Below are 23,871 nucleotides of genomic sequence, written 5' to 3'. Positions count from 1 at the left end.
GCGGGCGTCTCAATTCGAGCCGGTCCACTCCAGCAGCTTGTCGACTGGCCAGGTGTTGACGATCCGGTCGACGGGAACGCCCGCGTCCAGGGCCCGCTGCGCGCCGTAGCCGAGGAAGTCCAGCTGGCCGGGCGCGTGCGCGTCGGTGTCGATGCTGAACACGCAGCCGGTTTCGAGAGCCAGCTTGAGCAGCCGGGTCGGCGGGTCGCGGCGTTCGGGTCGCGAGTTGATCTCTACCGCGGTGCCGTGATCGCGGCAGGCGGCGAAAACCGCTTCCGCGTCGAACTGTGATTGTGGACGGATGCCCCGATTGCCCGATACCAGCCGGCCGGTGCAGTGGCCCAGCACGTCGGCGTGCGGATTCGACACGGCGCGCACCATGCGCCGCGTCATCGCCGCGGCGTCCATCGACAGCTTCGAATGCACGCTGGCCACCACCACGTCGAGCCGCTCGAGCAGCTCGGGTTCCTGATCGAGGCTGCCGTCCTCGAGGATGTCGACCTCGATGCCGGTGAGAATGCGCATCGGGGCGAACTGGTCGCGCAGCTTGTCGATGACGTCGAGCTGGGCGCGCAACCGCTCCGGGGACAGCCCGTTGGCGATCGTCAGCCGCGGCGAGTGGTCGGTGAGCGCGCAATATTCATGTCCGAGGGCCGACGCCGTCGCCATCATCTCGTCGATCGGCGCCGACCCATCCGACCAGTTCGAATGCAGATGCAGATCACCGCGCAACGCCGCACGGATGTCGCCGCCGCCGAGATCCTCCGCGGCCGCACGTAATTCGACAAGAAGGTCGGGCTCGCGGCCCGACCAGGCCTGGTCGATGACCTTCGCGGTCTTTGGTCCGATGCCGGGCAGCGACTGCCAGCTGTTGGCCTGGCCGTGCCGCTCGCGCGCCGCGTCGTCGAGCCCCTCGACGATGTCGGCGGCGTTGCGATACGCCATCACGCGCCGGGGGTCCTGGCGGCTGCGGTCCTTGTAGTAGGCGATGTGCCGCAAAGCCTCTACGGGATCCATGACTCCAGTGTGCCTGCGCGGTGACTGCAAGCGCGGCGGAGCCGGGCGACGCAGGTCACCGCCAAAGCCGCCCGGTGACTGCAAGCGCGGCGGAGCCGGGCGACGCAGGTCACCGCCAAAGCCGCCCGGTGACTGCAAGCGCGGCGGAGCCGGGCGACGCAGGTCACCGCCAAAGCCGCCCGGTTCAGCGGAACTGCCCGGCGATGAACCCGGCGAGCAGCACGCAAAAGCCTCCGATCTCACCGGCGATCAGCGACGCCATCATGACCCCGGTCCCGCGGACCGGATTCTCGAATTGGTTGACCGTGTCGCGCCGCGCCCCGTGCCCGATGTAGCTGAGGATGGCGCCGACGAAAAAGAGGACGATCACGCCGGCCGCGGTCAGATTGACCCACGCCGGCCACGCGCTCAGCTCGACGAAGACCGCCAGCAGCAACGTCGCAAACGAGTAGAGCAACGCCGCCCGGTGCGCGATGTCGACGTAGGGATGGGCGCGGTGATCATCGGCGGCCGTGATCTGCCGGTACTTCCAGACCCCGAGCACCAGCGCCAGCAGAAAGATCAGCCCGGCCGCCAGCAGCGTGACCTTGGTGTCGAGTCCGGGGTTCATCGCGCGCATGAGTTTAGTTGCCCTTCATAAACGTCGACTAACGTCGATGTCATGCGATTCGCCTTCAAAACCTCACCGCAGAACACCACCTGGGCCGACATGCTCGCCGTCTGGCAGGCCGCCGACGACATCGACGTTTACGAGTCCGGGTGGACCTTCGACCACTTCTATCCGATCTTCTCCGACAGCAGCGGGCCCTGCCTCGAGGGGTGGACGACGCTGACCGCGCTGGCGCAGGCCACCAAGCGGTTGCGCCTGGGCACCCTGGTGACCGGCATTCACTACCGCCACCCCGCCGTGCTGGCCAACATGGCCGCCGCACTCGACATCATCTCGAACGGGCGACTCGAGCTGGGCATCGGAGCCGGCTGGAACGAGGAGGAATCGGGCGCCTACGGCATCGAGCTGGGCAGCATCCGGGAACGCTTCGATCGATTCGAGGAGGCGTGCCAGGTGCTGACCAGCCTTCTCAGTCAGGACACCACCGACTTCGACGGCAAGTACTACCAGCTCAAGGGCGCCCGCAACGAACCCAAGGGTGTGCAACGCCCGCACCCGCCGATCTGCATCGGCGGCAACGGGGAGAAACGAACGCTGCCGATCACCGCGCGCTACGCGCAGCACTGGAACTTCGTCGGCGGCCCGCCCGATTTGTTCGCGCGCAAACGCGACGTCCTGGCCGCGGAATGCGAGAAGCTCGGGCGCGATCCGAAGGAGATCCTGCTGTCGGCCCACCTGCGCCTCGACGAGCAGCGCAACTACCAGCAGGTCGTCGACGAGGCGGCCGGCCTGGCGGCCGAAGGACTCGGCCTGGGCATCGTCTACATCAACCCGCCCCACGACCCGAGCGTCCTGGAACCGCTGGCCGAGGCCCTCCGCGATTCGGGATTGCTGGGTTGATGAACCGGGTAACCGCGAAATTTCGCGCGGCCCGGCAATCCCTTTAACCGCTGCGCTGAGCAAACCCCCCTGCGTCGCGCCCGGAGGGGCGCGCTCGGGTGGCTACGCCCCGAAGATCAGCAATTCGGCGGCGGTGACCAGGCGCTCGTGCTTGGCCGGGAACTCGCGGCTCTTCACTGGGTGACGAAACCAGGACCAGGCGATTCGCCCCATCCGTGATCGAGGTACTGGATTGATGTGCACAGTGATCACTCCTGCGATCGTTCCGTTCAGCCGGGGCCCCGATCATTCGCCCGTGTGACGAAGCCCACAACGGGTCATTAGACACCCGCTGTCTGGCAAACGGTGGCAGACTCGCCGATTTTGGTGCGGGTGTTTCTGGTGTGACTTCTGTGACTATTGGAGCGGGACGGCGGTGGGCTTGACCGGCGCCGGCAGCGCGGTGGCGCCCATCAGGTAGCGGTCCACGGCCGCGGCCGCGGCCCGGCCCTCAGCTATCGCCCAGACGATCAGCGACTGGCCGCGGCCCATGTCCCCCGCGACGAATACGCCCGGCACCGACGTGTCGAAGTCGGCGCCCCGCGCGACGTTGCCGCGGTCGGTGAGCTTGACCTCGAGGTCGGTGAGCAGACCCTCCCGTTCCGGGCCGACGAAGCCCATCGCCAGCAGCACCAGATCGGCCTCCAGCTCGAAGTCCGAGCCCTCCACCTTGACGAACTTGCCGTCCTGCATGGTGACCTCGTGCGCCTTGAGCGCTGTTACGCGGCCGTCCTCGCCGACGAACTGCTCGGTGTTCACCGAGAACACCCGCTCGCCGCCCTCTTCGTGCGCCGACGACACCCGGTACATCAGCGGGTAGGTCGGCCACGGGGTCGATTCGGCCCGAGACTCCGGCGGGCGCGGCATGATCTCGAATTGGTGCACGACGGTTGCGCCCTGGCGGTGGGCGGTACCCAGGCAGTCCGCGCCGGTGTCGCCGCCGCCGATGATGACGACCTTCTTGCCCTTGGCGGTGATCGGGGGCTCCCCGTCGGGGCCGAGGACGTCGTCGCCCTCCTGCACCCGGTTGCCCCACGGCAGGTACTCCATCGCCTGGTGGATCCCGTCCAGGTCCCGACCGGGGATGGGCAGATCCCGCCCGGCGGTCGCGCCACCGGCCAGCACCACCGCATCGAAGTCGGCGCGCAGCTGTTCGGCGGTGATGTCGACCCCGACGTTGACGCCGGCGCGGAACTCGGTGCCTTCCGCGCGCATCTGGTCCAGACGCCGGTCGAGGACCCGCTTCTCCATCTTGAACTCCGGGATGCCGTAACGCAGCAGGCCGCCGATGCGGTCAGCCCGCTCGAAGACGGTGACCGTGTGGCCGGCGCGGGTCAGTTGTTGCGCCGCGGCCAGACCGGCCGGGCCCGAGCCCACCACCGCGACCTTCTTCCCGGTCAGCTTGTCCGGGGGCAGCGGAACCACGAAGCCTTCCTCGAAGGCGCGGTCGATGATCTCCAGCTCGATCTGCTTGATCGTCACCGGATCCTGGTTGATGCCGAGCACACACGCCGGTTCACACGGCGCCGGGCACAGCCGGCCGGTGAAGTCCGGGAAGTTGTTGGTGGCATGCAGCCGCTCGATCGCGTCGCGCCAGCGGCCCCTGCGCACCAGGTCGTTCCATTCCGGGATCAGGTTGCCCAATGGACAGCCGTTGTGGCAGAACGGAATACCGCAATCCATGCATCGGGTCGCCTGCTCGCGCAAGGTGCCTTCGTCGAAGTCTTCGTAGACCTCGTGCCAGTCCTTCAACCGCAGCGGGACAGGCCGACGCTTCGGCAGTTCCCGGTGGGTGTACTTCAGGAAGCCGCTCGGATCAGCCATGCGCGGCCGCCATGATCGCCTTGTCCACGTCGGTGCCGTCGCGCTCGGCTTCGGCGATCGCCTGCAGCACCTTCTTGTAGTCGCGCGGCATCACCTTGACGAAGTGGCGCTGTTGGCCGCGCCAGTCGGCCAGTATGCGCTGGCCCACCGCGGAATCGGTGGCATCCACGTGCGCCTGGATAATGCCGTGCAGGAACTCGGCATCGTCGGAGTCCAGCGCCTCCATGTCCACCATCTCGATGTTGAGATTGTCCGGCAGTTCCTCGTCGGGGTCGTAAACGTAAGCCACACCGCCCGACATTCCCGCGGCGAAGTTGCGGCCCGTGCGGCCCAAAATCACTACTCGACCACCCGTCATGTATTCGCATCCATGGTCACCCACGCCCTCGACCACCGCGTGGGCACCGGAGTTGCGGACCGCGAACCGCTCGCCGACCACGCCGCGCAGGAACGCCTCCCCGCTGGTCGCGCCGAACAGGATCACGTTGCCCCCGATGATGTTGTCCTCGGCCACATAGTCCTGCGGGGCATTGTCCGAGGGGCGCACGACGATTCGGCCGCCGGACAGGCCCTTGCCGACGTAGTCGTTGGCATCGCCGTAGACACGCAGGGTGATTCCCTTCGGCACGAAGGCCCCAAAACTGTTGCCGGCGGAGCCATCGAAGGTGATGTCGATGGTTCCATCCGGAAGGCCTTGGCCGCCATAGGCTTTCGTCACCTCGTGGCCGAGCATGGTGCCCACCGTGCGGTTGACGTTGCTGATCGTCGTGGAGAAGCGCACCGGCTTACCGGAATCGAGCGCCTCCCGGCTCATCACGATCAACTGCTGATCCAGCGCCTTGTCCAGACCGTGGTCCTGCCGCGAGCTGCAGTACAGGTCCTGGTTCATAAACGCCGACTCGGGCTCGTGCAGCACCGGGTTCAGATCGAGCTTGTGCGCCTTCCAGTGTGCGCGCGCCAGCGTGGTGTCCAGCGCACCCACCTGGCCGACGGCCTCGTTGAGGGTGCGGAAACCCAACTGCGCCATGTACTCCCGAACCTCTTCGGCGATGAACATGAAGAAGTTCTCGACGAACTCCGGCTTACCGGTGAAGCGCTCCCGAAGCAGCGGGTTCTGCGTGGCCACGCCGACCGGGCAGGTGTCCAAGTGACAGACCCGCATCATGATGCAGCCCGCCACCACCAGCGGCGCGGTGGCGAAGCCGAATTCCTCGGCGCCCAGCAGCGCGGCGATCATCACGTCGCGCCCCGTCTTGAGCTGGCCGTCCACCTGTACGACGATCCGGTCACGTAACCCGTTGAGCAGCAGGGTCTGTTGCGTCTCGGCCAGACCCAGCTCCCAGGGGGCGCCGGCGTGCTTCTGCGACGTCAGCGGCGTCGCGCCCGTGCCGCCGTCGTGGCCAGAGATCAACACCACGTCGGCGTGCGCCTTGGAAACACCGGCAGCGACCGTGCCCACCCCGTTCTCGGAGACCAGCTTGACGTGCACCCGCGCGGACGGGTTGGCGTTCTTCAGGTCGTGGATCAGCTGCGCGAGATCCTCGATGGAGTAGATGTCGTGGTGCGGCGGCGGAGAGATCAGGCCGACGCCGGGTGTGGAATGCCGAACCTCGGCGACCCACGGGTAGACCTTGTGACCCGGAAGCTGGCCACCCTCACCGGGTTTGGCGCCCTGCGCCATCTTGATCTGGATGTCGGTGCAGTTCGTCAGGTAATGCGAGGTCACGCCGAACCGTGCGGACGCCACCTGCTTGATCGCGCTGCGGCGCCAATCCCCGTTGGGGTCACGGTCGAAACGCTTGACGTCCTCGCCGCCCTCACCGCTGTTGGATCGCCCGCCCAGCCGGTTCATCGCGATGGCGAGCGTCTCGTGCGCTTCGGCCGAGATCGATCCGTAGCTCATCGCCCCGGTGGAGAAGCGCTTGACGATCTCGCTGGCCGGTTCGACCTCTTCCAGCGGGACCGGGGGACGCACACCGCCGCGGAACTTGAGCAGGCCGCGCAGCGAGGCCATCCGCTCGCTTTGGTCGTCGACCAGCCGGGTGTAGTCCTTGAAGATCTTGTACTGGCCGGTGCGGGTCGAGTGCTGCAGCTTGAACACAGTCTCCGGGTTGAACAGGTGGTACTCACCCTCCCGGCGCCACTGGTACTCCCCACCCACTTCGAGCTCCCGGTGCGCCCGCTCATCGCGGCGGTCCAGGTAGGCCAGCCGGTGACGGGCGGCGACGTCGGCGGCGATGTCCTCCAGCGTGATCCCGCCGATCGGACAGCTCAGCCCGGTGAAGTACTCGTCGAGCACGTCCTCGGAGATCCCCACCGCCTGGAACAGCTGCGCCCCGGTGTAGGAGGCCAGCGTCGAAATGCCCATCTTGGACATCACTTTGAGCACACCCTTGCCGGCGGCCTTGACGTAGTTGTTCAGCGCCTTGTCGCGGTCGAGCCCGTCGAAGTCGCCACGATCGAGCATGTCCTCGATCGACTCGAATGCCAGGTAGGGGTTGATCGCCGCCGCGCCGCAGCCGATCAGCATCGCCATGTGGTGCACCTCGCGGGCGTCACCGGACTCGACGACCAGGCCCGCCTGGGTGCGCGTCCGGTCGCGCACCAGGTGGTGGTGCACACCGGCCACGGCCAGCAGGGACGGGATGGGTGCCATCTGCTCGTCGGAGTCCCGGTCGGACAGGATGATCACCCGAGCGCCGTCCTCGATCGCGGCCGACGCCTGTGCCCGCACGTCGTCGAGCGCCGCGGCCAGCCCCGCGCCGCCCTCGGCGACCGGGTATAGGCAGCGAATCACCTTGGACCGCATGCCATGCGGACGCCCGTTGACCTCGTCGTCGGGGTTGAGGTTGACCAGCTTGGCCAGCTCGTGGTTGCGCAGAATCGGCTGCTGCAAGGCGATCTGGTGACAGGAGTGCTCGGTCGGCGTCAGCAGGTCGCGCTCGCCGCCGGTGACGGCCTGCAGGCTGGTCACCACCTCCTCACGGATGGCGTCCAGCGGCGGGTTGGTCACCTGGGCGAAGAGCTGCTGGAAGTAGTCGTAAAGCATCCGCGGCCGCTGCGAGAGCACCGCAACAGGGGTGTCGGTACCCATCGAGCCGATCGGCTCGGCGCCGGTGCGCACCATCGGCGACACCAGGAGGTTGAGCTCCTCGTAGGTGTAACCAAATGTCAACTGGCGCTTGACAAGTCGATCATGAGCCATCCGCGCATAGTCGCCCTGCGGCAGCTTTTCGAGGGGGACCAGGTTGCGGTCGAGCCATTCCTGGTACGGGTGCTGGGCAGCGAGCTCGGCCTTGATCTCCTCGTCGGAAACGATGCGCCCCTGGGTGGTGTCCACCAGGAACATCCGGCCCGGCTGCAGTCGCATCCGGCGGACCACCTTGGCGGGGTCCAGGTCCAGGACACCGGCCTCGGAGGCCATCACCACCAAGCCGTCCTCCGTGACCCAGATCCGCGAGGGGCGCAGGCCATTTCGGTCGAGCACGGCGCCCACAATGGTGCCGTCGGTGAAGGTGATCGACGCGGGACCGTCCCAGGGTTCCATCAACGAGGCGTGGTACTGGTAGAAGGCCCGACGCGCCGGGTCCATCGACTCGTTGCGCTCCCAGGCCTCGGGGATCATCATCAGCACCGCGTGGGCCAGGCTGCGGCCGCCCAGGTGCAACAGTTCGAGCACCTCGTCGAAGCGTGCGGTGTCGGAGGCGCCCGGGGTACAGATCGGGAACAGCTTCTCGAGATCGGCTTCCGTGCCGAAGACCTCGGTCTTGATCAACGCCTCACGGGCCCGCATCCAGTTCTCGTTACCGGTCACGGTGTTGATCTCGCCGTTGTGGGCGACCCGACGGAACGGATGGGCCAGCGGCCACGACGGGAAGGTGTTGGTGGAGAACCGCGAGTGCACGATGCCCAGCGCGCTGGTCACCCGGTCGTCTTGCAGGTCAAGGTAAAACGCCTTGAGCTGCGGGGTGGTCAGCATGCCTTTGTAGACCATCGTCTGACCGGAAAGGCTTGGGAAATAGACGGTTTCGCGACCGGGGCCGTCCTGACCGGGCCCCTTGGTGCCGAGTTCGTGCTCGGCGCGCTTGCGGACCAGATAGCAGCGACGCTCGAGCGTCATGCCCGAAGCGCCGGCCAGGAACACCTGCCGGAAGGTGGGCATCGCGTCGCGGGACAGCGCGCCCAGCGAGGAGTCGTCGATGGGCACGTTGCGCCAGCCGAGCACCGTCAGGCCCTCGGCCTCGGCGATCTTCTCGACCGCGTCGGAGGCGGCCGCGGCGTCCTTGGACGACTGCGGCAGGAAGGCGATGCCGGTGGCGTAGCTGCCCGGTTCGGGCAGTTCGAAGTCCACCACCTCACGCAAGAACGCATCCGGAACCTGCATCAGAATGCCGGCCCCGTCGCCGCTGCGCGGCTCGGCGCCCTGGGCACCGCGGTGTTCGAGGTTGAGCAGCGCGGTGATGGCCTTGTCCACGATGTCGCGGCTACGACGGCCGTGCATATCGACGACCATGGCTACCCCGCACGAATCGTGCTCGAACGCGGGGTTGTACAACCCGGCGCGCTTGGGCGTCATATGCACCTGACCCTTCACCTAAACGTTTCGAGCGGCCGATGCCGGCTGCTCCGATGAGATCGCACCCGAGGGTTGCGGGCTGTGACCCCTCGGCCTTGTCTCGATAGGCTGTCCCCCAGGCGGAGATGATCCTGTTAGGGATGCGTCCGTGCAGCGCTGAACGGTGGCCTGGAAACCGGTCTCGACAAGTCGTAAAACGATATGACAATACCCGCCTGACATGCCAACTTCGTCAAGTCTAACCGCCAGCTGGCAGCCCCGTAAATTTGTCGGCGAGGGAGCCGCCGCAACCGCGCCGACATGCTGTCTCGGGTCTGCAATTTCCGTCACAGCCGTCGGGATCCGGGCGGTCCGGTGCGGCGGACCGGCCCAGCATCGAAGTTTGCTGTCATAAGCCGTGAGTGTGTGCGGCGCGTTGCAGCTGGCCCGCATGACCGTGCTCAGCGGGCGGCCGAACCCGCCGCGGGCGCTGTGCAGTAAGCCCTGCTAAGTTTGCGCGGTGGCAAAGCGCGCCATGCAGGAGATACTGGACCGGTAGCGGTCGGAGTTCCCGGCGTCGGTGGTGGGCCGTGGCGCTTATCACTGGCGCCGGACAACCACATGAGCGCCACTCGATCGCCTGGCACCCGAGGAGCCCATGAACGAGCGCGACGAATTCCTGCGGGACCGCCTGCAACCGCCGACCGGCGCCCCGGCGGCACGCCCGCCCGGTTTCCCGCCCAGGTCCGTGCCGCCGCCCCCGTTTCCGGTCGGCCAGCGCCCCGCGCCCTGGCCACCGCTGGCGGCGGCGCCGCCCCGACCGTCTGCGCCTCCGCCGCGCCCAGCCCCGCCGCCCCAGCAACCCGGGGCCGCCGGCGCTGCGGCCCGACCGCCCGCGATGCCGCCCCCACAGGCCGCCTCGCTCGCCCCCGTAGCCCCCGTCGCACCGGTTGGCCCCTCACCGGCCCCGGCGGGCGTCGAGGCGGTGCCCGACCGCGGTTGGCGGCGCGTTCTCCGGCGGATGACTTTCGGCCTGGTCACGCTGGGCCCGTCACCGGCCCAACAGCAGGACGCACAGTTCGAGGCGATCATCCGTACCCGTCTGCACGGCAACTACAAGGTCGGCGTCCTCGGGAAGGGTGGAGTGGGAAAGACGTCGGTGGCCGCCAGCGTCGGATCGCTGTTTGCCGACCTGCGGCGGCAGGATCACACGGTGGCGATCGACGCCGACACGGCGTTCGGCCGGCTCAGCAACCGAATCGACCCGGCCGCCACCGGCTCGTTCTGGGAGCTGACCGCCGACAAGAACCTGCAGTCCTTCGGCGATGTGGTTGCCCGCGTGGGACGTAACTCCGCCGGCCTGTATGTCCTCGCCGGTGAGCCGGCGTCCGGTCCCCGCCGGGTGCTCGACGCCGCGATCTACCGGGAGGCCGCGCTGCGCCTGGACCGCCACTTCGCGATCTCGGTCATCGACTGCGGTTCGACGATGGACGCGCCGGTCACTCAGGAGGTGCTGCGCGATCTGGACGCGCTGATCGTGGTCTCGTCGCCGTGGGCCGACGGTGCGTCCGCCGCCGCCAGAACCCTGGAGTGGCTGGCGGACCACGGCTTCGACACTCTGCTGCAGAGCAGCGTCGTGGTGCTCAACGATTCCGACGGGCACGCCGACAAACGCACGCGGGCGCAGCTGGCCCGGGAGTTCACCGACCACGGCCGTCCGGTGATCGAGGTCCCCTTCGACCCGCACCTTCGGCCCGGCGGCGTCATCGATGTGAGCCGCGAAATGTCGGCCGCCACCAGGCGAAAGTTCCTCGAGGTCACCGCGACAATCGCCGGCTACTTCGCGGCCCGCTCCGAGCGCCAGCGGCCGGGCTAGGTGTACTGCCCAGGCAGCTAGGCCTGCTCGGCGACATCGCCCATCCGCGCGAACGGGTCGGCGATCGCCTCGAGCTTCGCCACCCTCGACCCGCGAATCGTCAGCACGATGACGGCAAACAGTCGGCGGTGGCTGAATGCCAGCAGCACCGGTTGCCCGACGGGCCCGCTGACCAGCGTCACGTCCGGCCACAAGTACCGCAGCAGGTTGGTGGCCACCGCATCCGGCCCGTGGTTGATCTGCGGGGGCGGCGGCGGGTCGGCGAGAATGGTGCCGACGCCCCACACGGTCGGGTCCAGCACCGCGGCCAGCCCGGCAAGGTCACCGTTGGCGCATGCGGTGATGAATCTTTCGGTGACGAGCTGATGCTCGGTTGAGGCCACCACGGTTGTTTTAGGTTGAGCAGCAACGAATTTCGCCCGCGCGCGCCGGGCCAGCTGCCGACACGTACCGACCGGTCGGCCCACCGTTTCGGAGATGGAGTCGAACGGGACGCCGAATACGTCATGTAGGACGAAGGCGACCCGCTCCCCCGGACTGAGTCTGCGCAACACCTCGAGCAGCGCGGCGCGGATCTCGTCGTCAAGGGTTACCCGGTCGGCTGGGTCGGAGCGGTGCGGTGCCTGCCGCTCTCCGACTTCACCTGGGCGTTCGTAGCGAGCCCGGGCCGAGCGCACCTGGTCGAGGCAAAGCCGGCTGGCCACCACCGTCAGCCATCCCCGGACGTCCTCGATCTCACCTATCTCGGCCCTTGACAAGCGCAGAAAGGCCTCCTGCGCAACATCTTCCGCCTCCCCGATGTCGCCGAGCATCTGGTAGGCGAGGTTGACCAGATAGGGGCGGTGACGACGCCAGGCCTCGGCGACGTGGTCGCTCGCTGATTGCGACTGGTTCATGTGTCTTCGACGATCTGCTGCGGCAAAAAGTTACGGAATCTCCGCTGTAACTTTCCCACCTCTCGCCCCGTCGTTGGAGTACTGCAAAAAATTCAGAGAGGAACCTTCCCATGACCATCGTGATAACCGGCGCGACCGGCAACGTCGGGCGACCCCTTGTCAGCGCGCTTCTCGCCGCGGGAGCCCCGGTCCGGGCGATCACCCGCGCCCCGGACAAAGCCGGGCTTCCCGCCGGTGTGGAACTTATGGACTCGGCGGCCGACGCGCTGCCCGGTGCTTCGGCGGTGTTCCTCAACTCCCGGGCGCTGGGTGCGGACCTGGAGAGGGTGGTGACACGATGCGTGCGCGCCGGTGTCACCAAGCTGGTCGCGCTTTCGGCCATCAACGCCGATGACGACTTGGCCCTGCAACCGTCCCGCTTCCGCGGGGACCGCAATAAAGAGGTGGAGCAGCTCGCTGTTGACTCCGGCCTGGCCTGGGTGAGCCTGCGGCCCACCGTTTTCGCGACCAATTTCGCCGGCATGTGGGCATCGCAGATCCGCGCCGGCGACGTCGTCTATGGTCCGTACGCCTCGGCTTCGGTGGCACCCATTGTCGAGAGCGACATCGCCGCGGTGGCGGCGCGGGCGCTGCTCACCGACGAGTTGGTGGGACAGCGGATCCCGCTGACCGGTCCGCAGGCCTTCACCAATTCGGAACTGGTCGAGGTGATCGGCGCCGTCCTGGATCGACCCTTGAACTACTGCGAAATACCGAACGACGCTGTCCGCCAACGGTTCATCGCCTTGGGCTTTCCGGCAGCCTTCGCCGACGCCTATATCACCATGCTCGCCGGGACGCTCGACGCGCCGGCGCTGGTCACGCACGACGTCGAGAAGATCCTCGGACGCCCGGCAGCCCCGTTCGCCCAGTGGGTCGCCGAGCATCGCGACGTCTTCACCGCCACCGGTTAAGGAACCTGACATGTCCCAACCGCGCCCACCGCGCTTCCTCAAGCCCATGAACAAGGTGATGGTGGCCCGGTTCGATCCGACGTAACGGCCAGCCGATCACCAGACGATGGCCGCCATGTCACGGTTGTCCGAACACACGCTGCGCACCGCGGCCTCGATGTCGGGGGCGGTGATGATCTGCAGATCCTCGACCGTCACCGGCTGGCCCGCGCGCTTCTGCGCGACCACGCGGGTGTCGCGGAAGCCTTCCGCGCGTTCGATCACGTTGCGGGCGAACCGGCCGTTCTGCATGGCGTCGATGCCGTGCCGCCCGCCGGGGGTCGTGTAATTGCGGATGGTGGTAGCCGCGTCGAGAAAGGTCGCGCGCGCCGCGTCGTCGAGCTTGCTGGCGCGGGGTGCGGCGTAGCGCTGCCCGATCTCGACGATCTCGGCCGGGGAATAGGACTCGAACCGCAGCTTGCGATTGAACCGGCCGGCCAAACCCGGGTTGACCGTGAGGAATTCGTCCACCTGGTCCTCGTAACCCGCGCCGATGAAACAGAAGTCGAAGCGGTGCGCCTCCAGCGCGACCAGGAGCTGGTTGACGGCCTCCATGCCGATCATGTCCGGTGTGCCGTCCTGGTGGCGTTCGATCAGCGAATAGAACTCGTCCATGAAAATGATTCGACCAAGGGACTTTTCGATCAGCTCGTTCGTCTTAGGTCCCGACTCGCCGATGAAGTGTCCGCAGAAGTCGGAGCGACGCACCTCCCGGATCTCGGGGTGGCGCACGATTCCCATGCCGGCGTAGATCTTGCCCAGGGCCTCGGCGGTGGTCGTTTTACCGGTGCCGGGCGGCCCGACCAGCAGCATGTGGTTGGTCTGCCCCTCCACCGGCAGCCCGTGCTCGAGGCGCATCATGCGCACTTCGAGCTGATCTTCGAGCGCGGACACGGCCTGCTTGACGGCTGCCAGCCCGACCTGTTTGGCCAGCAGCGCGCGGCCCTCGGCCAGCAGCTCCGCGCGCCGCTCGGCGGTGGCATCGTCGTGCAGCTCGTCGCGGCTCTTGGCCGTCGACGCGTCCCAGCGGTCGGTGCGGCTGGCGATGGTTTCCTCGTCGGTGACGACCAGGTGCAGGTTGGAGTCGGCCAGAGCCGCCTTGGCGGCGTCGGTCAGGACGCCGTTGATGGTCGCCTTCGACAGCCAGACCTGCGCCTTGTCCTCCTCCCGCAGCTGGCGGTGCACCATCCCGCGCACGTAAGCCAGGTCGGCGACCAGCAGCGGGATGTCGGCCGGCCCGATGGACGCGGTCAGCACATCCGCGTCGAACCGGCCCGAGGCGTTTGTCTGCCCGATCACGTCGACTCGGTCGAGCCAGTCCAGCGCGACCCGGCCCTGGCCGAGATGCGCGGCCGCGTGGGCCGCCAGCGCGCAGATCGACGCCGTCACCGCGGACATGACGATGGCCTGCGGCGGCAGCTCCTCGGCGGCGGCCGACAACACGTCGGGCCAGCGCTGCGTCGTGTACATCAGGAAGGCGCGGGCCAACTGGTGCCACTGATAGTTGGCCCACGAATCCAGCAGGTCCCGGTTGGCCAGCAGCCTGTCGGCCTCGGCGTATTCCCCCGCGATCGTCAGCGCCGAAGACAACGCCAGGCCCACCTGGGACGCGTCGGTCACGGTGATGCCGATGTAGGGGCCCAGCTGAATCTCCGCGGCGAGCGTCTGCCCGATGCGGGTGGTCTCGCGGTGCAGCCATTCGCTGGTGGCGTACAGCTGCTTCAGCGAGGCCAGGTCGTTGTCGCCGCAGGCGATGCGGCCCAGCCACGCGTCGGCCATCGACGGGTCGGCGTCGGTGGCCGCGACGAAGTCGGGCAACGCCGCGGCGCGGCCCTGCCTGCTCTTGACCGCCATCGCGCGGTCGAAATGCCTACGGGCAGTGTGCAAATCACCCATCGTTTGTGCCTTCGAATCCTTGACGTTCTACATGACCGACATGGTGACCGGCTCAAGGCTCACGTAGCGGTTCTCGGCGCGGAACATGTCCATCTCGGCGAGCCAATCCTTGCCCGCCGCGCTGACCCGCACCGTCGCGGGGCCCACCTGCTCGATGATCACCTCGAAGTTGTGCCGGTGCGCCTCGGGGAGCCTCGTGCCCGACGGGGCGACGGTGATCACGGTCACGGGCCGTGGGGTGGGCGAGATCGGAGCGACGTGCTCGATGACGCTGACGGTGGTGCGCGGCGCGGGCCGTGGCGTGCTGACGACGCTGATCTCCGGCATCCGCACGGTGGACCAGCGGCTCATGTCGCGGGTGTGCACGCAAACCCGTTCGCCCGCGCCGGCCGTGCGAATCACGATCCGCTTGGCGACCGGGTCGTCGGCGGCCACGAAAATCCGCGACAGCTCACCGGCGTCGGTGACCGGGATCAGTAGCCGGTCCCCGTTGCTCAGCTTGCCGATCAGCACGCCCGAGGGGCCGATCTCGGTGAGCAGGTGTTCGGGCAGCGGGCTGGGGCGCAGCCCTCGCAGGTGGGGCCGGGGGCCGCACATGTTGGCCGCCGCCGCGGCGGCCTGCTCGCCGTTGAGCCGGCGCAAGATCACGCTGGGCGGCGTGGGGGCCGGCGTGGGTGTGCGCACGGTGATGGTCGCAGTGCAGGTCGCATCCGGGTACACGGTCACGTTCTGGATGACCTCGTCGGCGCGCAGCGTCCACGCCTGCGACAGGACGCGCGACGTGATCGCCTCGGCGGGATAGGCGTAGGTCGTCATCCAGCCCGCCTCACCGCGGATGGCCTTCCACCGCTGCGAGTCCCCCTCGATGGCGTCACATCCCAGCCGACGGTCGAGCTCGGCCAGGTCGGTGGCCGTGGCCACCTTCGCCCGCAACCCCTGGCAGCGCAGCAGCCCGGCGATGCGCTGCGCCACTGAAATGGCCGCGGCCCCAACGGTTGTGCGCCAGCGGAGCGCTTGCGTGTTGTCGATGATCGACAAACGCATGATCAGCCAGGTTTCACGCCGGCCCGCATACGGCGGGGTGCCGATCTCCGAGTCGTACACGCGTGGATAGTCCCCGATATTGCCGTGCCGGGAACCGAGCGAGACGACGCTGATCGAATCGAGCTGCAGGCCCAGCGCCTGCCGCAGCATCGGCACCAAGTCGACCACGTCGATGACGTTGTCGGTCTCGACCGTCACCGAGCCGGTCACCATGGTGGCCTGGTGCGCCCTGCCCAAGAGCTGCACGGCCACCACCGCGACACCATCCTGCACCCGGACACCGCCCCCGGATCGGTTGTTGGCCACGGTGATTGGCGCATCCCAGCGAATCGGACGCCGTCCGCGCCGCCACAGCACCAACCACGACCAGGCGGGCTGGCCCCACCAGCGGACGAACACCACGGCGACGCCGATCACCACGGCGACAGCCGCACCGACGTATCCGCCGACGGCCCAACTCGCCACGGCGAGCAGGAACACCACCCATACCCCGAGGACCCGCCGATTGCTGCCCGGGTCGAACCCGGTCAGCCCGGAACTCACCGTGCCCGCCTCAACCGGGCCGCGATCGCGGCGACGAGCACACCGGCGGCCACCGCGCCGACGAACCCGATGGCGACGTTGCGCGCCCGGTGGTCCGCCGGTGGCGGCGGCGGGGCCGGCCTGATGACCCGGCTCTGGGCGCCCGGGGGCATCCGGTCACCGGGCGGGATGTTGAACGTCAGTGCCGCGACGGGGTCGACGAGCCCGTACCCGACCTTGTTGTCCACGCCGGCAGGCGGATTGTGCGCCGACTGGACGATCCTGTTGATCACCTGATGCGCACTCAGGTCGGGGAATTTTGCCCGAACCAGGGCCGCGACGCCGCTGACGTAGGCGGCCGAGAAGCTGGTGCCCCAGAACGGCATGTTCTTTTCACCCGGCCTCGACGGGGGGTAGGCATTGACCGGCCCGCCCCCCTGGGGCGACAGACCCATGATGTGGGTGCCCGGCCCGGCGACGCCGACCCAGGGTCCCGACATGCTCTTGTCGAGCGCGGCTCCGGTGGCATCGACCGCACCGACCGACAGGACGTAGTCGGAGAACCACGACGGCGACGAGACGATCTTGACCTCATGCCAGTCGCGGGGATCCGACGGTTCGAGCGGGTCGTACATCGGGTTGTTGTTGCAGCCGGCTTCCCCGTCGTTCCCCGCCGCGGCCACCACCACGGCGTCCTTGACGGTGGCGGCGTACCACAACGCCGCGCCCAACGCCCGCTGGTCGGCGGGCGCCGCCGCCGGCAGGCAAGCGGTGACCGAGATGTTGATCACCTTCGCACCCATGTTGGCCGCGTGCACCACCGCGCGCGCCACCGTGTTGAGCGTGCCGGCCTTGACCTTCTCGTCGGAGTTGGGGTCCCCCGGCCCGGGGTTGACCGGCTCAAAGGCCCTGGACGACTGCCGAATTGAAATGAGCGTCGCGTGCGGTGCCACGCCCACCACCCCGTCGGGCGCTCCCGGCGGAAGCGGGGGCACCGCGGGTTCGTCCTCGGTCTGCGGATCCGCCGGCCCGTTGGAGGCGGCGGTGGCGCCCCCACCCTCGGGTGGCGGCGGGGGCGGCGGGGGCGGCGGCGGAATCACCTGGGTGATCGTCACCGGCGGCGGCGGTGGCGGTGGCGCGACCGGCGGCGGGACCTCGACCGGTGGCGGCGGTGCGCCGATGGCCGGCGGAGGCCCGGCCGGGGGAGGAAACGCCGGTGTCGACGGCATCGGTCTCGGCATGGGCAGAATCCCTTGCGGCGCGGCGGCGATGATCGAGCCGACGACCGTGCCGTGCGCGTCGCAGTCCGAGAGTCCGTCCTCGCCCATGATGTAGTCGCCGCCGGGCACGGCCGGCAGCCGGGGATTGGGTGAAATACCGGTGTCAATGACGGCCACCGGTACGCCGTTGCCCGTGCTGTATTGCCAAGCCTTGCTGACGTTGAGCAGGTTGAAGCCCGGCGCCAGCTGCGCCACGTCGGGGTTACGCACGGTGATGGGCGTCGAGCAGCTGTTGGCGCGCCGCATCGGTTGGTCGCTTCGAGGGGGACCGTCGGGCGGCACCATGCCCGGATCGACCTGCGGGGGTGTGATGGCTTGGGCGGCAGGAACATTCGCGGACAGCGCGACCAGGGCGACGGCCACGGTCACCGCCGCCCCCCGCTTTAGTGGCGAATCCACGTAAACAGCCCTCCCAGGGCCGCCGCCGCTGGCAGCAAGACGATGAAGGCGAACACTTCCACCCATTCCACGGTCAACCGGATCAGGGGCCTGAACCGCACCGTCGGCACCAACAGCGCCGCGGCCAGGCCGCATGCGGCGAAGGCCGCCACCGCCACCGCGGGCCAAAGCAACCCGCCGGCAACGTCTTTCGGATCCGCGATGGCGTATTTGACCACACCGGCGCACACGGCGGCGGCGGCGCCGCAGGCGAGCGCGACGGCCTGATACTTGGCGGCGAATCCCCTGCCCTGGGTGATGAAGATGCCCACCACCAGGCCGGCGACCACCAGCGCCAACCACGCCCACGGTCGCCCCGGCGTCAGCACCCCCCACACCGCGGCGGGCAGGACGATCGACACCCCGACGCAGACACCCACCTGCACCGCGTTGACCAGTCGCGCGGAGGCAGCGATGGCCGCGCCGCGCGCGGTGATGTCGGTCAATTCGTTGTCCTCATCCTCGGATTCGTCCTCGCTGACCGGCGCGACCGTGTCGACGGGCATGCCCTCGCGCCGGGCGAACAGGTCGCGGCCGGTGATCGATCCGAAGTGCGGCGGCCGCACCCGAGCCACCCACAATGCGATCATCGGGGCCATCCTGACCAGGATCAGCAGTCCGACCAGCACGCAGATGGCCAGCACCTGCACGGAGGCCGGGCGGAACATCCGGAAGGCGGCAACGGCAGCCAAGATCCCGCACACCGTCACCACCGCGGCGACCACCGCGGTCTGCCACCGCTTCCGCGTCGTCACGCCGATGGCGATGGCACCCAGGATCACGATCACCAGTCCGATCAACCCGTGCGCCGCGCCCAGGGTGCCCGGCGGCGCGCAGGCGCCCGCGACCGCCAGCACCATCACGGCCAGCCAGCCGAACCCGCTGAACAGGTCGCGCCGCTCGCGCCAGCCCCACCAGACGATGGATGTCGCGATCACCAGCAAGACACCGACGGCGCCGGCCACCGCGGCCGGGATCGGGCTGTCGGTGAACGTCCGCGCGCGCAGCGTCAGCGCCACCACCACCGCGGCCGCCATGGCGACGATCGCGACGGCGGTGTGCGCGGCCGTCAACGGCGTCACCGGGGCGAACATCCGGTCACCACCCTCGCGGCCCAGCCACTTGCCCATGGCCGCCAAACCGGTCGACAGCGACTCGTACTGCGGCTCGAAGGACTCGCCGGCGACGCGGGGGACCAGCACCAGCGTGTCGCCGTCCTGCACGCCCAACTCGTCCAGACTCTTGTTGATGTCGAGGCGGACACCGTTGATCTTGTGCAGTTCGTAGCTGCCCGCCGGCAACGTAATGCCTTCAAAGCCTTTGCGCTTCAAGTCGGCGTCGAACAGCTCGACCATTCCCTCGAAGAATCCCTCCACCGGAATTCCGGCCGGGAACACTTGTGAGCAGAGATGCTTCTCGTAGGAAATGTTGACCGCACAGCGCGCCGGGAAGGCGACCTTATGCGCTGATGTCACGGCGTCGTCCGCTCCGCATCCGGAATGTATTTGTCGGCCAAGCCGGCCGTAATTTCAAAAAGACGCAACCGCGTCTTTTTCTTCAATTCATGAACCGTGTCAATGAGGCCGCCCTTGGCCAGGTGTGCATCGAACGGCATCTCCTCGACTGTCGCGCCGACTTTGCTGAACCGCTCGGTCAGGTAAGCCAGCGCATCCTTGTCGGTGATCTGATCGGTGTGGTTGATGATCACGGTGCTGCGCGAAACCAACTCGTGGTAGCCCTGCGACCGCAGGTAGTCCACGGCACGCAGCACGGGCCGCGACCGGTCCGCGGTGATGCCGGAAACGAACACGAGAGTGTCGGTGTTTTCCAGCACCGGCTTCATCACCTCGTGCTCCAGATCGGGGGAGGTGTCCACGATCATCACGGTGTGGGTTCGCCTCAGGCGCGACAGCACCCCGGAGAACATCGCCGGCACCAGCGGGCGGGGCTGGTCAGACGTGCGGTTTCCGGCGAGGACGTCGAGCCCTATTGGGTTCTGCCCCAAGTGTTCCCGGATGTCGGCGTAGCCCTGCACGTCGGTGTCGTTGATGATCGCGGTGTAGTCGCCCGGCGGCGACTCGTCGATGCGGTCGGCCAGCGTGCCGAAACCCGGGACGGCGTCAATCGCAATCACGTTCTGCGGGCGGCATTCCCGGAACACCCCACCGATGCAGGCGACCATCGTTGAGACCCCGACCCCGCCCTTGCCGGAAACCACCGTGATCACGTACTGCCTGCGGATGTGCCGCCGGATACGGTTCTGCAAGTCCCGGTAGTGCCGCTCGGCGGGCGATTCCCCGGGATTGATTTTTTTAAAAGAGATGACGTAGATGAATTTCCGCCAACCCGAGCCCGGAGGAATCTTTCGAGGCGCGGCAAGATCGGTAATGCGCATGGTGTCGGATACCGAATCCGGGAAGTTGCGGCCCCCTGACGGATCCCCCCGTCTGAGCGCCCCTTCGTCCGACATATTCGGGTCATTCCAAGGGCTCGTCACGTCGCGATGCTAACACGCTCGGCGATACCACGTTTACCGATCAACAAACCCTTCAAGCACGTAACAGGTTGCTATTCCAGGGCATTGGTTAACTGACTTATCTCGGGTCAGTCGAGAAGTCGGACGCCGGGTCAGACCACCCGCCGATAGGAATACCACTCGTCGCCGGCGGGCAGGCGGCGGATGAGCCGCTGGACGGCACCACTGATATCGCTGCGCGAACCGGGCGAAACGATCTGGTAGCGGCGCTGACCCGAGATGACGTTTTCGACGCAGACGCGGCCCGCGGGGGTGTCGATGATGGAGACGGTCGAATCGCCGACGGCGATTCGCGCCATCTCGTCCGGCCCGACCCCCGCCTGTAGCCCCACGATGGCCGCGTGCGCCGAACGCGCGGGGTCGGCGGCCATGGTGACGATCTGCAGCTGGTCGACGTCGAGGTTCTGGCTGAGCAGAAACGTCCGGAGGCTGGCGGCGTCGCGCACCGAGGCGAGCAACTGCTCGGTGTCAAGCGTGACCGGCTTCAGCGGCGCCACCTCGGCCACCCCACACAGCCGCTCGACCTGGCCCACCACCAGATCGCTGGCCCCGCCCTCGTCATTGGCGGTGCCGGCCGGGTACAGGCGGATCAGCTCGGCGTGGCGTTCGAGCACCACCCACCAGCTGGCGAAGCGGCAGATGGACGCCCGTGTCGGCTCGCGGCCCGGCACGCCGATGTTCACCAACAGTGCCAGGTCCCGCCGCAGCAGCACGGTCAGCCATTCGCGGATCATCGGGTCGACACCGCCCGCCTCGTCCAGGGCGCCGGCGGCCCGCAACTCGTCCGCGATCGGGTGGCTCAGCGCGCGCTCCGGGGTGTCGAGCCGCGGCAGCAACGGCCGCAAGCCCAGCTCGGGGCAGGTCTGCTCCACCCCGGTAACCGCCTGCAACACCCACAGGCCGTCGACCGTCGTCGTCAGCATGTCACTTCGCTTTCAAAGCCACGCGCCCTTGACCGGCGGGCTACACACCGAAGGGGGGCACATGCGCTCGAACGCATCTGCCCCGCCTTCAATCTCACCCACCACGCCCCCTCAGCAGATCGGAGCCTGGTGCCGGTTGTTCAGCCGAACAAGTGGCCGATGTTCTGGTCGGTGGCGAGCGCGTTGTCCAGCACGTGGGACGTCGTCATGCCGTGCTGGCTTACCGTGTCGATCAGCCCCTGCAACCCCGAGAGCATTTGCGCCTGCGCCTCGAAGAATTGCTTCGCGCCATGACCGGCGAAGAATTCCGTCAGCTGGTTGGTCCGGTTCGAGGTGTCGTCGTAGATTCCCTGCAGCTGGCCGGCGCGCGATCCGATGTCGGACGCGAAATCGGCTACGGCACCAGGGTTATAGGTGATCGGGTTGGACATTGTGCACTTCCCTTCAAAAGACCGATTGTGAAATTACGAATGGTGGATGGGTTAGGAGCCGTGGCCGCCGAATAGCGCGCTGAAGGCGTGCGTCGAATCCGCCTCGTGGTGTTCCATCAATGCCGCCGCCTGCTTGAGACCCTCGGCCAGGCGGGTTCCGCCGTTGAGGACCTTGTTCAGGTCGTTCTGAATTTCGATGGCCGTCGCGTGGGACGCGGTCACGGCCTCACCGGACCAGGTCGAAGGGTTCATCACGTTTTCGTGATTCGCGATGTAGCCCTGGGCAATCGCAATCGCGTGTTCCATGTTCGCCTGGATATGGTTGGAAGCATCGCGAAGCACCTGAGCCGATACTTGGATTGTTGAACTGTCCACTTGCGGTTTCTCCTAACTACTGATGCCCTCCCCCGGATTTACCTGGGGCATGGAGCGAAGTGTATGGCTGCTGTATTTATCTGTCGATTCACCCTGAGCCGGGCCGGCTTCACACTCTGGTGTCGACAACCCGCACCGTCGCGGGCTGTTCGGCTTTGTCTCGGGCTCCCCGTTCTCCTCCCGCCCCATGCCCCACCGGCATGCCGCCCATCGGTGTACCGCCGCCGACCGTCGTGGTCTGCGGACGAATGGCCTCGGCGCCCAGCGCCCCGCTCGGGCGCAACCCCACGGGCCGGCCGCTGCTGGCCGGTTCGAACGCGCTGACGGGGCGGGTGAAGCTGGTGGCGGGCATGCCGGCGCCGCCCAGGGACGCCGCCCCGCCGCCGCCCGACGCGCCGACAGCCGACACCTCCGCCGCAGAGACCGCCGAAACTCCCGGCGCAGCCCCGCCCATGGCACCGGGGTTGGCGAACATGCCCATGATCGATTGCAGCGGCTGCATCATCTGCATCGGCGCCTGCATCATCTGCATCGGCGCCTGCATCACTTGGGGGACCGCGCCCACCATCGATTGCACCGGTTCCATGAACGAGCCGGCCTGACTCATGATGTCCTGGCCGCCGGACGCGGCCTGCCCGGCGCCTTGCGTGCCGGTCTGGGCGCCTTGCATGGCTGCGCGCATGCCGTCACCGGCTCCGACATTGGCGGCAGCCTGCCCCACCGCCGCGGCGGCCTCCGCCGGCGCGGCCGGTGATGCGCCCATGGTCGCAATCGGCGGCGGAATGGCGAGGCTCTCGCTCAACGCGGTCAGGATCGTTCCGTAACTGGCCCCGACGGCCGAGTTGTTCGGCCACATCGATCCGAAGTACTCGAGCTCGAGCGACGTGATGCGGGGCGTCAAGGCCCCCAGCACAATTGGGTTGATGCCGTAGTCGGTGGCGCACTCGGTGCGGTTCGCGATGCATTCGGGCGCCGGGCGCATCGTGCCGTACGCCATCTGATACGCCGACACCGCCGTCGAGACCACCGCGGGTTTGACATCCACCCAGCCGGCGAGCCCGTGCAGCGACGCGTTCAGGGTGGTGGCGTTGGTTGCGGAGGCGAGGGAACCGACACCGGTCCAGCTCGCCGACGTCGCGACGGTGTTGATCTCCGAGGCGATGCTCGAACCGTGGTGGGTGGCCGCCAGCGCTGTCCAAGCGGCCTGATTGGCCAGATGAGTGATGACGCCGGCACCCGCTTTGAGCAACAGATCGTTGTCTTCAGGCGTACGCGCGGCCCACCCCGGATCCGCCATGCCGCACTTCCCCCTTTGCTGCCCCTATTCTGGTGTCGCTGACTGTCAGGCGCCGATCGCCAACGCCAAGCTGCGCATGAGTTCGGTGACGACGTACGTGCCCGAGGCAATGCTCTGCGCGCCGGCGAACAAACCGCGCTGGGCGGCGTGTTCGGACACCACTCCCAAATAGCTTCCGCCGCACGCGTTCAGCGCCGCCGCGAACATCGCCGAGTCCGGGTCTGCGCCCATCGGCAGAACCCCCAACAGCACGGGCGCGGCCGCCGAGGCCGCCGCCTGAGTTTCGGCGCTGATCCCCGACTCCGCGGCCGCCGATGCCAGCACAGCCTCCGATTGCACCTGCAGCACCATGATTTCCCTCCGATTGCTCAACGTCATAAGACGGGCTTGGCGCATCAGTCTAGTGCGGTTCTACCGTTC

19 protein-coding genes are annotated in these 23,871 nt (G+C 67.8%); 3 read left to right on the top strand and 16 right to left on the bottom strand.

What is annotated here, in order from left to right; genetic code table 11:
- Window positions 1-9: 9 nt before the first annotated feature.
- Entirely contained in the window at window positions 10-1,017 is a 1,008-nt protein-coding gene (locus ACEL92_RS01055; protein WP_374023835.1) for a PHP domain-containing protein, read from the bottom strand.
- 184 nt (window positions 1,018-1,201) lie between these two features.
- On the bottom strand, window positions 1,202-1,627 hold the full coding sequence (locus tag ACEL92_RS01050) for a hypothetical protein (protein ID WP_374023834.1): 426 nt from the start codon (window positions 1,625-1,627) through the stop codon (window positions 1,202-1,204).
- 51 nt (window positions 1,628-1,678) lie between these two features.
- Between ACEL92_RS01050 and ACEL92_RS01045 the strand changes: the two genes are divergently transcribed.
- Window positions 1,679-2,527: an LLM class F420-dependent oxidoreductase gene (locus ACEL92_RS01045; protein WP_374023833.1), complete on the top strand. Its 849-nt coding sequence runs from the start codon at window positions 1,679-1,681 to the stop codon at window positions 2,525-2,527.
- Between the two features lie 102 nt (window positions 2,528-2,629).
- Here ACEL92_RS01045 and ACEL92_RS01040 read toward each other — a convergent pair whose 3' ends face one another.
- The 3 genes from ACEL92_RS01040 to gltB form a co-directional block, all read right to left on the bottom strand.
- Complete coding sequence (locus ACEL92_RS01040; RefSeq protein ID WP_156670030.1) at window positions 2,630-2,779, bottom strand: hypothetical protein; 150 nt, start codon at window positions 2,777-2,779, stop codon at window positions 2,630-2,632.
- Between the two features lie 144 nt (window positions 2,780-2,923).
- Window positions 2,924-4,390 (bottom strand): glutamate synthase subunit beta, encoded by a 1,467-nt coding sequence (locus tag ACEL92_RS01035; RefSeq protein WP_374023832.1) that lies wholly within the window; start codon window positions 4,388-4,390, stop codon window positions 2,924-2,926.
- On the bottom strand, window positions 4,383-8,966 hold the full coding sequence (gene gltB / locus ACEL92_RS01030) for a glutamate synthase large subunit (RefSeq protein ID WP_374023831.1): 4,584 nt from the start codon (window positions 8,964-8,966) through the stop codon (window positions 4,383-4,385). The genes ACEL92_RS01035 and gltB overlap by 8 nt, the downstream gene beginning before the upstream one ends.
- Before the next feature lie 637 nt (window positions 8,967-9,603).
- Between gltB and ACEL92_RS01025 the strand changes: the two genes are divergently transcribed.
- Window positions 9,604-10,821 (top strand): MinD/ParA family protein, encoded by a 1,218-nt coding sequence (locus ACEL92_RS01025; protein ID WP_374023830.1) that lies wholly within the window; start codon window positions 9,604-9,606, stop codon window positions 10,819-10,821.
- 17 nt (window positions 10,822-10,838) lie between these two features.
- Here the strand turns inward: ACEL92_RS01025 and sigI are convergent, their stop codons facing one another.
- A complete protein-coding gene (gene sigI, locus ACEL92_RS01020) occupies window positions 10,839-11,717 on the bottom strand; it encodes an RNA polymerase sigma factor SigI (RefSeq protein ID WP_374023829.1) in 879 nt (292 codons plus the stop codon).
- A gap of 110 nt (window positions 11,718-11,827) precedes the next feature.
- Here sigI and ACEL92_RS01015 point away from each other — a divergent pair, with 110 nt between their 5' ends.
- The gene (locus ACEL92_RS01015; RefSeq protein ID WP_374023828.1) at window positions 11,828-12,670 is read left to right on the top strand and encodes an NAD(P)H-binding protein; all 843 of its coding nucleotides are present in this window, start codon (window positions 11,828-11,830) and stop codon (window positions 12,668-12,670) included.
- A 96-nt stretch (window positions 12,671-12,766) separates the two neighbouring features.
- Here the strand turns inward: ACEL92_RS01015 and eccA are convergent, their stop codons facing one another.
- The 10 genes from eccA to ACEL92_RS00965 form a co-directional block, all read right to left on the bottom strand.
- Complete coding sequence (gene eccA, locus ACEL92_RS01010; protein ID WP_374023827.1) at window positions 12,767-14,605, bottom strand: type VII secretion AAA-ATPase EccA; 1,839 nt, start codon at window positions 14,603-14,605, stop codon at window positions 12,767-12,769.
- Window positions 14,606-14,632: 27 nt separating this feature from the next.
- Window positions 14,633-16,192 (bottom strand): type VII secretion protein EccE, encoded by a 1,560-nt coding sequence (gene eccE, locus ACEL92_RS01005; RefSeq protein WP_374023826.1) that lies wholly within the window; start codon window positions 16,190-16,192, stop codon window positions 14,633-14,635.
- The gene (gene mycP / locus ACEL92_RS01000) at window positions 16,189-17,850 is read right to left on the bottom strand and encodes a type VII secretion-associated serine protease mycosin (protein ID WP_374023825.1); all 1,662 of its coding nucleotides are present in this window, start codon (window positions 17,848-17,850) and stop codon (window positions 16,189-16,191) included. Before mycP ends, eccE begins: the two co-directional genes overlap by 4 nt.
- The gene (gene eccD, locus ACEL92_RS00995; protein WP_374023824.1) at window positions 17,835-19,364 is read right to left on the bottom strand and encodes a type VII secretion integral membrane protein EccD; all 1,530 of its coding nucleotides are present in this window, start codon (window positions 19,362-19,364) and stop codon (window positions 17,835-17,837) included. Before eccD ends, mycP begins: the two co-directional genes overlap by 16 nt.
- Window positions 19,361-20,386, bottom strand: a complete 1,026-nt coding sequence (locus tag ACEL92_RS00990) for a MinD/ParA family protein (RefSeq protein WP_374023823.1) — start codon at window positions 20,384-20,386, stop codon at window positions 19,361-19,363. Before ACEL92_RS00990 ends, eccD begins: the two co-directional genes overlap by 4 nt.
- 131 nt (window positions 20,387-20,517) lie before the next feature.
- Window positions 20,518-21,348, bottom strand: coding sequence for an ESX secretion-associated protein EspG (locus tag ACEL92_RS00985; RefSeq protein ID WP_374023822.1), 831 nt, complete (start codon window positions 21,346-21,348; stop codon window positions 20,518-20,520).
- A gap of 140 nt (window positions 21,349-21,488) precedes the next feature.
- Complete coding sequence (locus tag ACEL92_RS00980; protein WP_068081956.1) at window positions 21,489-21,779, bottom strand: WXG100 family type VII secretion target; 291 nt, start codon at window positions 21,777-21,779, stop codon at window positions 21,489-21,491.
- A 51-nt stretch (window positions 21,780-21,830) separates the two neighbouring features.
- Window positions 21,831-22,154 carry a WXG100 family type VII secretion target gene (locus ACEL92_RS00975; protein WP_067271862.1) on the bottom strand — a complete coding sequence of 108 codons (324 nt, stop codon included), beginning with the start codon at window positions 22,152-22,154 and terminating at the stop codon, window positions 21,831-21,833.
- Between the two features lie 109 nt (window positions 22,155-22,263).
- Window positions 22,264-23,451: a PPE family protein gene (locus tag ACEL92_RS00970; protein WP_374023821.1), complete on the bottom strand. Its 1,188-nt coding sequence runs from the start codon at window positions 23,449-23,451 to the stop codon at window positions 22,264-22,266.
- A gap of 45 nt (window positions 23,452-23,496) precedes the next feature.
- Complete coding sequence (locus tag ACEL92_RS00965) at window positions 23,497-23,802, bottom strand: PE domain-containing protein (RefSeq protein WP_374023820.1); 306 nt, start codon at window positions 23,800-23,802, stop codon at window positions 23,497-23,499.
- Between the last annotated feature and the right edge of the window lie 69 nt (window positions 23,803-23,871).

Origin of the sequence: Mycobacterium hainanense (genome assembly GCF_041890355.1) — a bacterium.
GTDB classification, from domain to species: domain Bacteria; phylum Actinomycetota; class Actinomycetes; order Mycobacteriales; family Mycobacteriaceae; genus Mycobacterium; species Mycobacterium hainanense.
The sequence above is the reverse complement of the archived record's forward strand: the minus strand, read 5'-3'. Positions and strand labels throughout refer to the sequence as shown.